The sequence below is a fragment of the Rhizobium sophorae genome (assembly GCF_013087515.1).
Classification (GTDB): Bacteria; Pseudomonadota; Alphaproteobacteria; order Rhizobiales; family Rhizobiaceae; genus Rhizobium; species Rhizobium sophorae.
The window spans coordinates 108739-122478 of record NZ_JABFCN010000003.1; the positions used below are offsets into that span (position 1 = coordinate 108739).

The 13740-nt window shown below is 61.0% G+C and carries 13 protein-coding genes; all 13 read right to left on the minus strand.

Annotated elements, in window-relative coordinates; genetic code table 11:
• Positions 1-17 precede the first annotated feature (17 nt).
• Positions 18-860, minus strand: a complete 843-nt coding sequence (locus G9X64_RS02470) for a class I fructose-bisphosphate aldolase (RefSeq protein ID WP_168316039.1) — start codon at positions 858-860, stop codon at positions 18-20.
• Positions 833-2581 (minus strand): glycerol-3-phosphate dehydrogenase/oxidase, encoded by a 1749-nt coding sequence (locus G9X64_RS02475; protein WP_168316038.1) that lies wholly within the window; start codon positions 2579-2581, stop codon positions 833-835. Before G9X64_RS02475 ends, G9X64_RS02470 begins: the two co-directional genes overlap by 28 nt.
• Before the next feature lie 12 nt (positions 2582-2593).
• The gene (locus G9X64_RS02480; protein ID WP_171375881.1) at positions 2594-3589 is read right to left on the minus strand and encodes an aldo/keto reductase; all 996 of its coding nucleotides are present in this window, start codon (positions 3587-3589) and stop codon (positions 2594-2596) included.
• Positions 3586-4590, minus strand: a complete 1005-nt coding sequence (locus G9X64_RS02485; RefSeq protein WP_171375882.1) for a sugar-binding transcriptional regulator — start codon at positions 4588-4590, stop codon at positions 3586-3588. Before G9X64_RS02485 ends, G9X64_RS02480 begins: the two co-directional genes overlap by 4 nt.
• Before the next feature lies 1 nt (position 4591).
• Positions 4592-5584, minus strand: coding sequence for an ABC transporter permease (locus G9X64_RS02490; protein ID WP_171375883.1), 993 nt, complete (start codon positions 5582-5584; stop codon positions 4592-4594).
• 28 nt (positions 5585-5612) lie between these two features.
• Entirely contained in the window at positions 5613-7151 is a 1539-nt protein-coding gene (locus tag G9X64_RS02495; protein ID WP_171375951.1) for a sugar ABC transporter ATP-binding protein, read from the minus strand.
• Positions 7152-7219: 68 nt separating this feature from the next.
• The gene (locus G9X64_RS02500) at positions 7220-8248 is read right to left on the minus strand and encodes a substrate-binding domain-containing protein (RefSeq protein ID WP_168316035.1); all 1029 of its coding nucleotides are present in this window, start codon (positions 8246-8248) and stop codon (positions 7220-7222) included.
• 349 nt (positions 8249-8597) lie between these two features.
• A complete protein-coding gene (locus tag G9X64_RS02505; RefSeq protein WP_168316034.1) occupies positions 8598-9539 on the minus strand; it encodes an ABC transporter ATP-binding protein in 942 nt (313 codons plus the stop codon).
• 22 nt (positions 9540-9561) lie between these two features.
• Positions 9562-10197, minus strand: a complete 636-nt coding sequence (locus G9X64_RS02510; protein WP_065283106.1) for an ABC transporter permease — start codon at positions 10195-10197, stop codon at positions 9562-9564.
• Entirely contained in the window at positions 10194-10826 is a 633-nt protein-coding gene (locus G9X64_RS02515) for an ABC transporter permease (protein ID WP_168316033.1), read from the minus strand. Before G9X64_RS02515 ends, G9X64_RS02510 begins: the two co-directional genes overlap by 4 nt.
• 37 nt (positions 10827-10863) lie before the next feature.
• Positions 10864-11682 carry a phosphate/phosphite/phosphonate ABC transporter substrate-binding protein gene (locus G9X64_RS02520; protein ID WP_168316032.1) on the minus strand — a complete coding sequence of 273 codons (819 nt, stop codon included), beginning with the start codon at positions 11680-11682 and terminating at the stop codon, positions 10864-10866.
• A 6-nt stretch (positions 11683-11688) separates the two neighbouring features.
• Positions 11689-12693, minus strand: coding sequence for an ornithine cyclodeaminase family protein (locus tag G9X64_RS02525; RefSeq protein WP_168316031.1), 1005 nt, complete (start codon positions 12691-12693; stop codon positions 11689-11691).
• Between the two features lie 118 nt (positions 12694-12811).
• Positions 12812-13699 carry a glycine betaine ABC transporter substrate-binding protein gene (locus G9X64_RS02530; RefSeq protein WP_168316030.1) on the minus strand — a complete coding sequence of 296 codons (888 nt, stop codon included), beginning with the start codon at positions 13697-13699 and terminating at the stop codon, positions 12812-12814.
• Between the last annotated feature and the right edge of the window lie 41 nt (positions 13700-13740).

Sequence of the window (13740 nt, forward strand, 5' to 3'; positions counted from 1 at the left end):
AGGTTCGAAATCGCTACTCAGCCCTGCTGGTAGAGCGCAAAGGCCTGTTCGCCGGTCGCATCCTCATGCACGATCGCCATCAGCCCGCGCACCACAGCACTCGGATTGGCGTGCTGATAGATGTTGCGCCCATAAACCATGCCCATTGCGCCCTGTCGCATCAAGGCGGCGGATTTGTCGAAGACGGCACGAAGATCTTCCTTGCCGCCGCCACGCACCAGAACCGGGCAACGGGCTGCTTCCACCACTCTGTGGAAATCCTCGGCATTGGTGGTCGGATCCGCCTTGACGATATCCGCCCCCATCTCGCGGGCGAGCCGCGTCAACGTAACGATCTTGTCGGCATCGCCATCGACCATGTAACCGCCCTTTTCGGTGACCGGCTGCATCACCAGCGGCTCGATCATCAGCGGCATGCCATACTTGTCGCAATCGGCCCGCACGCGGGAAATGTTCTGCACGCATTGGCGGAACAGGTCCGGCTCGTCCGGCAGCATGAACAGGTTGACGACGACGCAGGCTGCATCCATTTCGATCGCGCCGACCAACGGCTCGGCCTCGTTCTGCAGCACCGCCCACATGTCGCGGTGGCGGATCCGGTTGTAGGGGTTGCCCATGTCGATGCGCATGACCAGCGCCGGCTTGTCCTTGCCGGGCACGTCCTGTAGCAGGTCTGCCTGGCCATAATTCATCTGGATTGCATCCGGCGCGGCAGAGACCAGCGCCTTGACGACGGCCTGAATGTCCTCCAGCCCGTTGAGGAAGGACGGTTCGTTGCAGACGCCGTGATCGATCGCCACGTCGAGGCAGCGGCCGCCGCCGAACAGCCGGTTCATCCGGACTTTGCTGTTGTGTCGCATTCTATGCTCCTTGGTTCGTTCCTTGCCGAAAGCATGTCTTCGTCGACGCCGTGGCGTTCGTTGAGAAGGGTGAGAAAACGGTCACGCTCACGGGCGCGATGCGTGAGCGTCCAATGCTTTTCCTGCGCCAGAAGGTCGAGTACGGCATCCATCATATCGAGCGAAAGCTCGCCCGAAACGGCCAGCGTCGTGCGCCGCAAAAGCAGGTCGTCCAGATGTTCCACCGCTTCACAGCGGATCAGGAACTGCAATTCGCGAACCGAGTAGCCGGCGTGCGGCAGCACTGCATCGGGGCCCGCCGCGATGAAACCGGCAACCGCCTCGGCATCCGTGCCGTATCGCGCAAACAGCTCAGCCATGCGCCCGTCGGAAAGGCCATTGCTGGCCGCCACCTGCGCAAGCCAGACAGGCGCGTTGGCGGGAAATGCCTGCCCGCCGCCGATCGGCCGATTGGTTGTCGCAACACGGCGCTGCCTGCTTAGCCGTTCCAGAGCCATGTCGGCCGCCAGCTCCCCGAAGGACCGGAATGTCGTCCATTTGCCGCCGATCATGCACAGAACCGGTGGGCCACCATCCTTCGGCTCTACGACCGTGCAGAAATGATCGCGCGGAATGCGCCCGGTAAAACTGTCGGTGCTGGCCGGCAGCGGCCGCACGCCGGAAAACTGGAAAACGATCTGCTCCGGCCGGACGGCGATATCAGGCAACACGAAGGCGAGCGATTGCAGAATATAATCCCGCTCGTCCGCCTCGCAGCGCACTGATTCCGGATCGTCGACGCGGATATCGGTCGAACCGACGAGAACCTTTCCGAGATAGGGAAACAGGATACAGATCCGCCCGTCCTCGTTCTCATAGTAGATCATGTGATCGGCCAGCGCGTCGCGCAGGTCCGCATTGTCGACGATCAGATGCGAGCCCTTGGTGCCGCCCATCAGCGGAGCCGGCCGCCCTTCTGGCGAAAACAGGGTCTGATTGGCGATGTCGATCCAGCCGCCGGTGGCGTTGATGATCAGCGTCGGTTCGACGGCAACGGACGCGCCGCCGATCTGGTCTTCGAGGCGGTACTGACCATCCTCTGTCCGACGCAGTTCCGCATAATTCAGCGCCATCGCTCCGAACTTTGTCGAAAGACCATCCTGCAGAAGCTCGATGCCCAGCCGCTCCGGATGGCTGACCCAGGCGTCGAAATAGGTAGCTGAACTCCTGATGTCGGGATTGAGCGCCGGCCATTTGGCAAGGGTCGAGCGCCTGCCGCGGAACTGGTGGCGCGGCATCAGCGCCCGTTTGCGCGTCAGGAAATCATAGATGCTCAGGCCCGCCTTGATGGCGACGGCGCCACGCCGGCTCGGGCGGCGGCTGAGACCCAGGAAGCGAACGATGCCATTTCCGAGGCCGGAAAAGATATCGAACACCGGCACCGTCGTCGGCAGCGGCGCGACGTAATGCGGCGCATTGCGCAGCAGGCGGTCCCGCTCGACCAGCGATTCCTGCACCAGCTTGAATTCGCCGTTTTCAAGATAGCGAAGCCCGCCATGCACCATACGCGACAGCGCCGAACTGGCCCCGGAGCAATAGTCGTGTTTCTCGACGAGCAGCACATTCAGCCCCTGCAGCGACAGCTCCCGAAAGACGCTGATGCCGTTGATGCCGCCACCGATGACACAGACGTCCACCTTCGGGCTCTGGCGGAGCCCGTCCAATATCTCTTGCCGTTTCATGATGGCGATCCGCTACCTGTCCATGTCAGTCAGTTTCGCCGCTATGGCCGTATCGATGGCCGCAAGATCGGCCGCATCCAGCCGGATGGTCCCGGCTCGCGCATTGTCGAGCGCTTGCACCGAATTGCGCGCCCCACAAAGTGCAAAGGTGATGCCCGGCTGCGCCAACGTCCACGCAATCACGATCTGGGCGATGCTCGCGCCGTGTTTTTCCGCTACGGGGCCGATGGCGTCGGCAAGCGCCGTTGCCTTCTGGCGATTGCCGACTGAAAAACGCGGATTGCCCTTGCGCTGGTCGTCGCCTGAGAACACCCGGTCGGGACCGATAGTGCCGGACAGCAACCCCAGCGCCAGCGACGAGTAGCTCAGCGTCGCAATGCTGTTGACCTCGGTCAGCGGCAGAAGCTCCGCCTCGATCTCCCGGTCGATCATGCTGAACCGCTCCTGGATCGCATCGAGACCACCGGCTGCGATATAAGCATTGAGGTCGTCGGGGCTGACATTGCTTGCGCCGATCGCCCGGATCTTGCCCGATCTGCGCAGGTCTTCCAGCGCCCGCATCGTTTCCTCGATCGGGGTCGTCGGATCCTGCCAATGGGTGATGTAGAGGTCGATATAGTCGGTTCCGAGCCGCCTCAGGCTTTCCTCGACCTCATGCAGGATCGCGTCGCGGCCGAGATAACGGTGGACAGGCCTGCCGTCCTGGTCGAAGAAATGACGGCCCTTCTGCGTATGCCAGACAAGGCCGCATTTGGTGGCGATGACAGCCTTGTCGCGGCGCCCGGTCAGCGCCTTTCCTACGATCTCCTCGGAACGTCCAAGCCCATAGGCCGGCGCCGTGTCGATCAACGTCACGCCGGCATCGAGCGATGCCTGGATCGCAGCGATGGATTCGGCCTCATCGGTCCCGCCCCACATCCAGCCGCCGATCGCCCAGGTGCCCAGTCCGACCGCCGAGGCTGAAACGCCCGATTTGCCGATCTCACGTGTCAGTTGCTGTCCGCTCATGCCCATTTTCCTTCGCCATTCGCCAGTGCCAGCACGCGGGCACCCGTTGCCTCATCGGTCACCAGCGTATCCAGATGATTGCCCCTGAGAACGCTGAGGATCGGGCCTGCCTTGTTCGGGCCGCTCGCCACACCGATCTTGGTGGGGATCGAGGCGAATTCCGGCAACGTCAACGACACCAGCGAACGGTTGAGGCTGTAGTCGCAGACCTGGCCATGATCGTCGAGCAGATGCGCCAGCAGTTCGCAGGAGGCGCCGGAGCGCTCGATCGCGGCGCGGTCGGTGCTCGAGGAGGGATGCAGGTCGTAATAGCTCGAGTCGTCCGACAGGATCGAGCCGATGCCGACCACCGCGACCTTCGCCTCGCGCGCCCGTTTGAAAACGTCGGCGACCGAACGCATGTTGATCAGCATCGCCCGCTGCTCCGCATCGTCCGCAAAGAGGGGCGCATGAATCTGGTAGGAACGCCCCCCAAGACGGTCGGCCATCAGGGTCGAAACATGATTGACATCGGTATAGTGCTTACCTTGCACGCAGCCGGTTGCAGGGATGACCTCGACATTGAAACGACGCGGCGGCTGCAGACCGGCAACGACGGCGCTTACCCCTTTGCCGCCGGTGATGCAGATCGTATCGCCGTCGGTGATCTCTTCCAGCAGCAACCTTGCTGCCGCTTCGCCGACGGCTTGAAGCGCCGTCTGCGGGTTTTCGGACACTGTCGGCACCACCACGGCGCGACCGATGCCGCCAAGCGCTCTTAGCCGTTCTTCCATATTGACCAGCGGCTCGACCGGCGACTTTATCTTGATCTCGACCAGACCGAGCTGACGGCCGCGCTTGATCAGCCGGTTGACGGTAGCGTGCGAGATGCCGAGCTGATCGGCAATCTGCGCCTGTGTCAGTCCCTCGAGGAAATGCAGGACCAGAGCCTGGTGCATCTGCCGGGCGATGACGATTTCCTCGCGCGGCGCATTTGCAGGTTTGATCTTGGCTATCGGCATATCAGGCAGCCTTCCGCTTGTGCAGAAAATGGTCGATCGAGACGGCGGCAAGCAGAATGCAGCCTTTGATCATGTCTTGCCAATAGACAGACACGTCGAGCAAGATCAACGAGCTTGTTACGACCGACAGAAGGGCAATACCGAGGATTGCCCCGAGGATCGTGCCGGAACCGCCATTCAGCGACGCACCGCCGATCACCGCAGCTGCGATGATGTTGAGTTCCATGCCAACGCCAAAGGTCGGGGTCGCGGCACCGAAGCGGGACATGTAGATCACCCCGGCAACACCGGACAGCGTGGCGCAGAGCACCGTCACCCAGAACTTCACCTGGTTGGTCTTGATACCGGAATAGAGCGCCGCCTTCTCGTTGCTGCCGGTGTAGAACACCTTGCGGAAGGCGGTTGCCCGGCGCAGCAGGAAATCGAACAGCACGACGACGGCAACAAAAATCAGGATCACATAGGGGACACCATAGAACGTGCCCTGCCCCACCGCCTTGAACGAGGGCGGCAAGGTGAACAGCGACAGCGGCGTGCCCTTGGTGATGATCAGGCAAATACCGCGCACGATGACCATCGCCGCAAGCGAGGTGATGAAGTGGTTGAGCCCGACGACGGTGACGAAGAGGCCCATGACACAGCCGATCAGGCCGCTGGCAATGATCCCGATCAGGGATGCGCTCCATGGATCGAGCCCCATCAGGAACAGCGAGCCCGACAGCACCATCGAGAAGCAGACGACCGAGCCGACCGACAGGTCGATGCCGCCGACGATCAACAGGATGGTCATGCCGACGACGACGATCCCTTCCACCGAAAACGACATCAGCATCGCCCGGAAGTTGCCGAGCGTCAGAAAATGCGGCGAGGCAAAGCTCATGACTATGCAGAGCGCCAGGATGATCGCGATCAATCCCGCCTCGCGCATCGTCCCCAGCCGTTTCCAGCCAGGCGCGCGTGCCTGATGTGCCGTTGCCAATGTAGCGTCCGCCATGACCCTGTCTCCTGCCCCTGCTTTTTCCCTACGCGGCATGCTCTGATGCCTTCGAATTATCGTGGCCGCCGATCCCCGAGGCGAGCCGCATGATCGCTTCTTCCGTCATCGCCGCGCCCTCGACCTCGCCTGCCACCGTACTTTCGTGGATGACCAGCACCCGGTCGCACAGACCGAGAAGCTCCGGCAGTTCCGACGAGATGACGATGATACCGATGCCGGAGCGCGCGAGATCGCGCAGCAGCCGGTGGATTTCCGATTTGGCGCCGACATCGATGCCGCGGGTCGGCTCGTCCATAAGGATGACCTTGGGATTGACCGCCAGCTGCTTGGCAATCGCCACCTTCTGCTGGTTTCCGCCCGACAGCGATGAGACCGGCATGTCGATGCCACCCATCCGTACGCCGAGCCGCCGGACCAGGTCGCGGGCACGATCTGCCTCGGCCTTGGAATTCAACAGTCCCAGCGGTCCGGTCAGCGATTTCAAATCGAGAACGGCAATGTTCTGGGCGATGGAAAGATCGAGAAAGATCCCGGAACCTTTTCGGTCTTCCGACAGATAGACGACGCCCGCCTTCGCGGCCTGCGCATAGGAGCGCGCCCGCAGCCGCTCTCCATGCAACTGCACCGCGCCGGCGATCACCGGTCGCAATCCGCAAATGCCTTCGGCGATCTCGGTGCGGCCCGAGCCGATCAGCCCACCGACGCCGAGAATTTCCCCTTTGTGCAGTTCGAAGCTCACATTCGTGAAGCGGCTGCCGTCGCCGAGATCGCGGACGCTCAGGATGATCTCATCGGTCCGCTCCGCCGGCGCCTGCTTTTCCGGATAGAGCTGGGTGATCTCGCGCCCGACCATGCGGCGCACCACATCATCCGGTGTCAAATCCGCCACCTTCTCCGTCGAGACATAACGTCCATCGCGAAACACGGTGACCCGGTCGCACAGGCTGAAGATTTCGGCCATGCGGTGGCTGATATAGATGATCGAAATACCCTGCGCCTTGAGGTCGCGGATGATTGCGAACAGGATCTGCGTCTCCGACTCCGTCAATGCGGCCGTTGGCTCGTCGAAAATCAGCACCCGGCAATCGAGCGTCAGCGCCTTGGCAATCTCGACAAGCTGCTGGCTTGATATCGACAAGTCGCCGACTTTGCGACGCACGTCGATTGGTGCCAGACGGTTCATCACGACCTGCGCATCCCGCTCCAGCCGGCCATAGTTCATGAAAGGCGAGCGGCGGCGGTTGGTCGCGGCCATGAACATGTTCTCGGCCACCGTCGCATCGGGGCAGAGCGCGATTTCCTGATGCACGAGCCCCAGCCCCAGCGATTGTGCCACGGCCGGCGACGTTACCTTTACCGGCGCGCCATCGACGAGAACGTCTCCCTGGCTCGGCTGCAGCACGCCGGCAATGATGTTCATCAGCGTCGACTTGCCCGCGCCGTTTTCGCCGCAAAGCGCATGAACCTCGCCTCTTTCCAGGCTGATGCTCACCTCCGTCAACGCCTTCACCGCACCGAAGTGCTTGCTGACATTGCGGATTTCCAGAACCGGCACCGACACCATCATCGTCCCCTCCTCACACTCGCGGCGGCTGTCCGAAGCATCACGCCCCGGACAGCCGGCGCAAAAGTCTACTCCTCGATGCCTTTGGTGCCCCGCCGCTTCAGGTACTTGTCCCAGTAGAAGTCGTCGGCATTAGCAGCCGTGACGATCGACAGGCCGTTGTCGACGAACGGAATGCTCATCGGATTGAAGCCGACGCGCTTGGCGTCGTTCATCGGGTCGATGAGTTCCGGATGCTTGGCAAGCCACAGGAGCATGAAGCCCATGTAACCCTGCATGCCCTGGTTCGGGTTGATCGAGCCGAACACTTCGCCCGCCTTGATCATGTCGAGAATGTTGGCGTTGACGTCGGCGCACATCACGAGAATCTTGCCGCCGCTTTCCTTGTTGGCCTGCGAAGCACCGATGGCCGAATTCGCTTCCGGCATGAAGACGGCGCCAATGTTCGGATGTGCCTGCACCAAGCTCATCAGACCCTGATAGGCCTTGTTCGGGTCCTGGTTGGAAGCAGCGCGGCCGACCAGCTTCATATTAGGATATTTTTCCTCCATACGGGCGATGAAGGCGGCGATACGCTTGTCGTGGTTGTCCTGGCCCGGATTTTCGAGAACGGCATATTCACCCTTGCCACCCATCTTTTCGGCAATCGCGTCGGCCGCATAGGTGCCTTCGCGGGTATTGTCCGAGGTGACGAACGAGATGCGCTTGGAGAGCGGCGCATCGGCTGCGAAGGTCACAACCGCCGTGCCCTGGTCGATCGCCCGGTTGATCGGCTCGATGAACGGATCCGAGTTCATCGGATGAACGAGAATACCGGCCGGGTTCTGGGCCAGCGCCTGGTCGAAAGTGGCAATCTGCTTGTTGACGTCATATTCCGGCGTGCCGGTGTAGGCCGTCTCGCAACCGAGCTGCTGACCGGCCTGCTTGAACATTTCATAGACCGGGAACCAATATTCGACGCCCGATACCATGACGTTCATGACGTATTTTTCACCCGGCTTGCAGCGGAACGGATTTTCCGTGTTCGCGCTGGCCACGCCGGCGAAAAGCGTCGTTGCAAGGACCGCCAATGCGGTCGTGCTTAGAAATGTGCGCAAGTTTCCTCCTCGAGGCCGAAGCCCCTCCCAAATATCCGGCGGCGCCTCAGCGGCTGCCGATGATCCATTGAAGACCGGAGTTCCTCCTCGAAATCCGGTATGGGCAGATAATCGCAACGGCACAGCGCTGTCAATATAATTCATACTGAGAAATATATTTCAGCGTCATCCACCTGTGTGGCGGCCGAAGGGTTCATGCCGGTCGTCATGGCGACTGGCGATGTCGCCCTGTTCCGCAAACGACCCCAGCCAGAGCACGTCCGCTTTTCTCCGCGTCACGGAAACGCTCTATCTTTTGTTTTCGCGCAATTCGGGGCGCAAGACCGCTGCGCAGTTTGGTGGAATTGCTCTACAGCCGATTGGCGCACAATAGAGTGTCACGAGACAAATATCCCGCAAGCGTCCCGTCGGCGGCTCTGACATGCAGGCCCGGCATCTCACCGGAGAGGATGAGCGCCAAGGCATCGTGAACCGTAGCGTCAGCGGCGATCTCGGCATCGCCGTTGGACGGTTCCGGCGCGGTCATGATCATCGATACGGCAATCAAGCTCAGCCTTTTTATGGCTCGGTCAGGGCCGAGGAAACTCTCGACGAATTCATTGACGGGACGCGCGAGGATTTCCTGCGGGGTATCATATTGAAGGAGGCGGCCGTCGCGCATGATGGCGATGCGATCACCCATCTTGATTGCCTCATCGAGGTCATGGGTGACGATGACGACGGTCTTCTTCACCTTCCTGAGAATATCGCGGAATTCGTCCTGAAGCCGAACGCGGGTGATCGGATCGATCGCGCCGAACGGTTCGTCCATCAGCATGATGGCAGGGTCGGCGGCGAGCGCGCGCGCGAAACCGACGCGCTGACGCTGCCCGCCCGACAATTCGTGTGGCAGGCGCTGCCGCATGATGGCCGGATCAAGCCCCACGAGATCCAGCAGCTCGTCGACCCGGCGATCGCTGCGCGCCTTTTCCCAACCGAGAAGCCGCGGCACGGTCGCGACATTGCGTGCGATCGACATATGTGGAAACAGACCGACTTGCTGGATGACATAGCCGATGCTGCGGCGCAGCTCTTTCTGATCGACTCGGGCGATATCTCTGCCGTCGACCAGCACACGCCCCGCCGTGGGCGTCTCCAACTGATTGATCATGCGCATGGTTGTGGTCTTGCCGCAGCCCGAAGGACCGATAAGCGCAACCGTCGAACCGGTCTCGATCAGGAGATCGAGATTGTCGACCGCATGCGAGCCGCTTCCGTCGTAATTCTTCGTAACATGGTCGAGATGAATCATCCTGATATCCGCTTTCGGCCGCTTAGCGCCGTTGAGTGAAGACGCGCTCCAGGGCGCCGAACGCCAATTCCGCAAAGATCGCGAGCAGGGCGATCGGAACCGCTCCGACGAGAAGGCGCGGCATGTTCATGATCGCGATGCCGGCATTGATGAAATCGCCAAGCCCGCCGCCGCCGATGAAGGAGGCCAGCGCCGCCCCGCCGATGACCTGGATGGCACTCGTCCTGACGCCTGACAGAATCGACGGAACGGCCAGCGGAAGTTCGATCTCCCACAGCATCTGCCCGGCGCTCATACCCATTCCGTCGGCCGCATCGATCACAGAGGCGTCGATCTCCCGGATGCCGATGATCGTGCTCAACAGCAGCGGCGGTACGGCAAGGACGATGAGGGCGACCACCGACGGCAACAATCCGATGCCGAGAAACGGCATCGCTGCCGACAGGATCGCAAGGCTCGGTATGGAGCGCAAGGCGCCGGCAATATTGACCACTGCAAAGGCGGCGCGAGGTGCCCGTGCGACGGCAAATCCGAGTGGCACGGCAATGACGAAAGCGATGCCGAGCGATAGGACGCACATCAGAAGATGGCGATTGAAAGCGTTGAAGAAGGCGCCGGAGTTGCTGAAGATCCAGCTGAATGCATCGATAACGATCATGCTGCTTTACCTCCACTGCGCCGGCGCAGCAGCTTTTCGAAGGATGCAAAACAGTAGTCGGCAAAGAGCGCCAGAAATGACGTCAGCAGCCCGCCGGCGATGATCTTTTCGGGAAACCGCTGGTCGATGCCTTCGAAAATGATGACGCCGAGCCCGCCGGCATTGATATAGGCGGCAACGGTCGCGATGCCGATGACCGTCACCATGGCAATGCGGATGCCGCCGACGATATAGGGCATCGCCAGCGGGAGCTCGACCTCCCAGATCCGGCGCGCCGTGCCGTAGCCCATGCCATCGGCAGCTTCGAGTATGTCACGTGGAATTGCCTGAAACCCCATGCCGATATTGCGGATCAGGATCATCAGCGAGTAGGCGGCAAGACCGGTAATCGCGGGTGCCGCCCCAATCCCCATGACAGGAATAAGAAGCGCAAACAGCGCCAGGCTCGGCACGGCGAACAGGATACCGGTGAAGATGATGATAACCGCGAAGCTCCGCGGCCGCCTTGCCGCCCATATCCCGACGATCAGCGAGATCACCAGGGCAATGCCGACCGAGGAAAAGACGAGATACAGGTGCTCCAACAGCGCTTCGAGCAGCCGATCGAGGTGTTTAGGAACCCATTTCATCGTCGAGACCTCCGCGTCCGGGCGCTCGTTCGCCTGTCTACCATGAGATCCCCAATCTGCGATCGGCGTCGTCGGCTCTCTGCGGCAGGACATCGTAGGTAGACGGAGCGACCGCCGAAAATCGTCTGAGGCCGAGCCGTTCCAAAGCCGCCGCTCCCTCAGGCGTTTCATGCAACGTCACGAGGCTCCGCTGTAACGCTGTGGCGATGTCCGCGGGCAATGTTTGCGCGGCAACCAATAGCGGCGCGGGAAGCGGATCGGTCGTCGCTAGAATACGAAGACCACCGATCGCGTCGCGTTCGTGCATCGACAACAATTGGAAGGCATAAGCGTCGATCGCGCCCGCATCGATCCTGCCGTCCTTGAGAGCGGCGATGATGCCTGAAGGGTTGAGCAGCGGTCCGACCGTCATGCTCGGCTTCATTTTCCCGGCAAACTGGCCGGCAAGGAAGGAACGCGCAGCGTGGTAGCCCGATTGGGAATCGCGCACGGTCCAGCCCCAGCGTGTCGCAGCGAGATCCGCCACCGCGTTCACCGGCCCGGTGGAGGCGACGAGGATGTGGCTGGCATAGAACGGCTGGTCCAAAGACCATGCTTCGTTCGAGACGGGTGCCGCAAGGGCCGCCGGTCTTAAGCCCTCCGGCATGCGCGAAAACGGATAGCCGCACATGAAGACCGCTCCCATGTCCGGCCTTGTCCATAATTCCGACAAGGGAGCTGGAGCTGCGTGAGCGATGATCTCCAGCTCGACGCCGGAACGTAGGCTGACCAGCGCGAACAGCGCGTCCCACAGGCCGCGAATGCGCGGGCTGAGATTATACATTCTCGAACAGGCGATTGGCTTGCATATAACCATGGCTATTTATGCAAACCGCAGCCGCTGGCCGATATTCATCACCCTGGCCTTCTCCACCATGGCGGCGCCGAGCGCCACGTCGGTCGTGCTGAGGCCGCGATGCCAGAACAGGATCGTCTCCTCATCACTTTCGCGGCCGGGCTTCATGCCGCAGACGATCTGGCCGATTTCGGCATGCAAGTTCTCGGCCGTCACCTTGCCCTCGTCGACGTGACGGCGAAGCGCTCCGAAAGGCTTGCCGGGGCCGCATTGTCCCCAATCGTCGACGACGACCTTGTCCATGATATCGGTGAGATCGAATTCAAGAGCGCTCATCGTGCCATAGGGCACGACGAAGGCTCCCTTCTTCACCCATTCCGTCTTGAACAGCGGCGCCGGTTCCGGCAGGCGGCTGGCCTCGACCATGATATCGGCGCCTTTGAGGCAATCCTCCCAATTGTCGGTGACGATGATCTTCTTGCCGAGATCCGCCTCAAGACGCTTTGCGAAGGCATCACGGCTTTCCGGGCGACGTGAGTGTACGCGGATTTCATCGAAATCGAAGAGATGATCGAGAAGCCGGACATTCCAGTAAGAGGTTCCGCGGGCACCGATATGGCCGAGAATCTTGCTGTCCATGCGGGCGAGATATTTTGCGCCAAGGGCGGTCACGGCGCCGGTGCGCATGTCGGTGATGGCAGTTGCGTCGATGATGGCCTTCGGTACGCCGGTGTTCGGATCGAACAGGTTGAGGACCGCAAGCTCCGAGGGCAGATCGACCTTGTAGTTGTCGACGAAGTCACCGACGACTTTGACGCCGGCATAATTCAGCGCTTTGACATAGCCGCGAAGCACGTTGAAATGGCCTTTGTCGGAGCTCTCCGGCACAAGATGAACACGCGGCTCGATGACGGTTTCGCCCCTGCCCTGCGCATCCAGCGCTTTCGACACCGCATCGAGAATCTCGTCATTCGTCAGCGCCAGTGCCTTGGCATCGAGGGCATTGAGATAATCGATCCAGATTTCCTGCATTTCCCACTTCTCCACATTCCTGTCCGGCTGCTGAGCGGACGGATTTTCGAACAAACACCGTAAGAAGATTGTCACGCCAGGTCGCGGCCGGATCGATATCCGGCCGCGGGCGTGACAATCATTTCGGCAGCAGGCCGTTTTCCTTGAGGAACTCGACCGCCACGTCCTTGGCTTCCTCGTGATCGGTCTCGACCTTGGCATTGAGGACACGCATTTTCTCATTGTCGAGATGGGAGCCGACCGCTTCCAGCAGTTCGGCAACCTTCGGATTGGCCTTCAGCACGTCCTGGCGGACAACAGGTGCCACGTAGTAGGGCGGAAACAGACCCTTGTCGTCTGCCAGCGGCACGAGGTTCTTCGAGCCGATCTGCCAGTCGGTCGCGGCGCCATTGGCGACGTCGATGTCCTTTTGTTCCAGCGCGTCATAACGAAGGCCAAGCTTGGCAAACTGCTTGAACTCCTTGAACTCGGCGTCATAGACACGCTTAAGGCCGGGCAGGCCATCGGCGCGGTCGGGAAATTCAGCGCCGCCGCCGAAGACCAGGGTCTTGGAAACCTTGGCGAGATCCGACAGGCTCTTCAGATTGTTGGCCTGCGCCGTTTCCTGTCGGACGACGATCACATAGCCATTGTTGATGCCGCTCGGCTTCAGCCAGGTGAGGTTGAACTGCTTGGCGTAGAAATCCTTGACCTGCGTGTAGACCTTCTCGGCATCGGTCGACATCTCACCCTTGACGACAGAAGCCAGCGCCGTCCCGGTATATTCCGGATAAAGATCGATCTCGCCGGCCACCAATGCCTGGTGAGCAATCAGCGTACCGCCGAGATTGATCTTGCGCTCGACGGTGATGCCGGCATTTTCCAGAACGGCAGCGTACATTTCGGCGAGGATGAACTGCTCGGTGAAATTCTTGCTGCCAACCTTGATGGTCTCTGCGGATGCAGACTGGAACATGGCGGCTGCCATGATGCCCGCTGCGAAGAAGCCTTTTGTCCAACTTTTCATAGTCATTCCCTCTTGTTGACTTTTCAATGAACGGACTGACG

Bases quoted from the DNA above. Each gene is read 5' to 3' on its own strand.
- G9X64_RS02530 (WP_168316030.1), bottom strand. From the start codon at position 13,699: ATGAAAAGTTGGACAAAAGGCTTCTTCGCAGCGGGCATCATGGCAGCC.
- G9X64_RS02470 (WP_168316039.1), bottom strand. From the start codon at position 860: ATGCGACACAACAGCAAAGTCCGGATGAACCGGCTGTTCGGCGGCGGC.
- G9X64_RS02480 (WP_171375881.1), bottom strand. From the start codon at position 3,589: ATGAGCGGACAGCAACTGACACGTGAGATCGGCAAATCGGGCGTTTCA.
- G9X64_RS02505 (WP_168316034.1), bottom strand. From the start codon at position 9,539: ATGATTCATCTCGACCATGTTACGAAGAATTACGACGGAAGCGGCTCG.
- G9X64_RS02475 (WP_168316038.1), bottom strand. From the start codon at position 2,581: ATGAAACGGCAAGAGATATTGGACGGGCTCCGCCAGAGCCCGAAGGTG.
- G9X64_RS02485 (WP_171375882.1), bottom strand. From the start codon at position 4,590: ATGCCGATAGCCAAGATCAAACCTGCAAATGCGCCGCGCGAGGAAATC.
- G9X64_RS02510 (WP_065283106.1), bottom strand. From the start codon at position 10,197: ATGATCGTTATCGATGCATTCAGCTGGATCTTCAGCAACTCCGGCGCC.
- G9X64_RS02525 (WP_168316031.1), bottom strand. From the start codon at position 12,693: ATGCAGGAAATCTGGATCGATTATCTCAATGCCCTCGATGCCAAGGCA.
- G9X64_RS02515 (WP_168316033.1), bottom strand. From the start codon at position 10,826: ATGAAATGGGTTCCTAAACACCTCGATCGGCTGCTCGAAGCGCTGTTG.
- G9X64_RS02495 (WP_171375951.1), bottom strand. From the start codon at position 7,151: ATGGTGTCGGTGCCGGTTCTGGAAATCCGCAATGTCAGCAAGCACTTC.
- G9X64_RS02520 (WP_168316032.1), bottom strand. From the start codon at position 11,682: ATGGTTATATGCAAGCCAATCGCCTGTTCGAGAATGTATAATCTCAGC.
- G9X64_RS02490 (WP_171375883.1), bottom strand. From the start codon at position 5,584: ATGGCGGACGCTACATTGGCAACGGCACATCAGGCACGCGCGCCTGGC.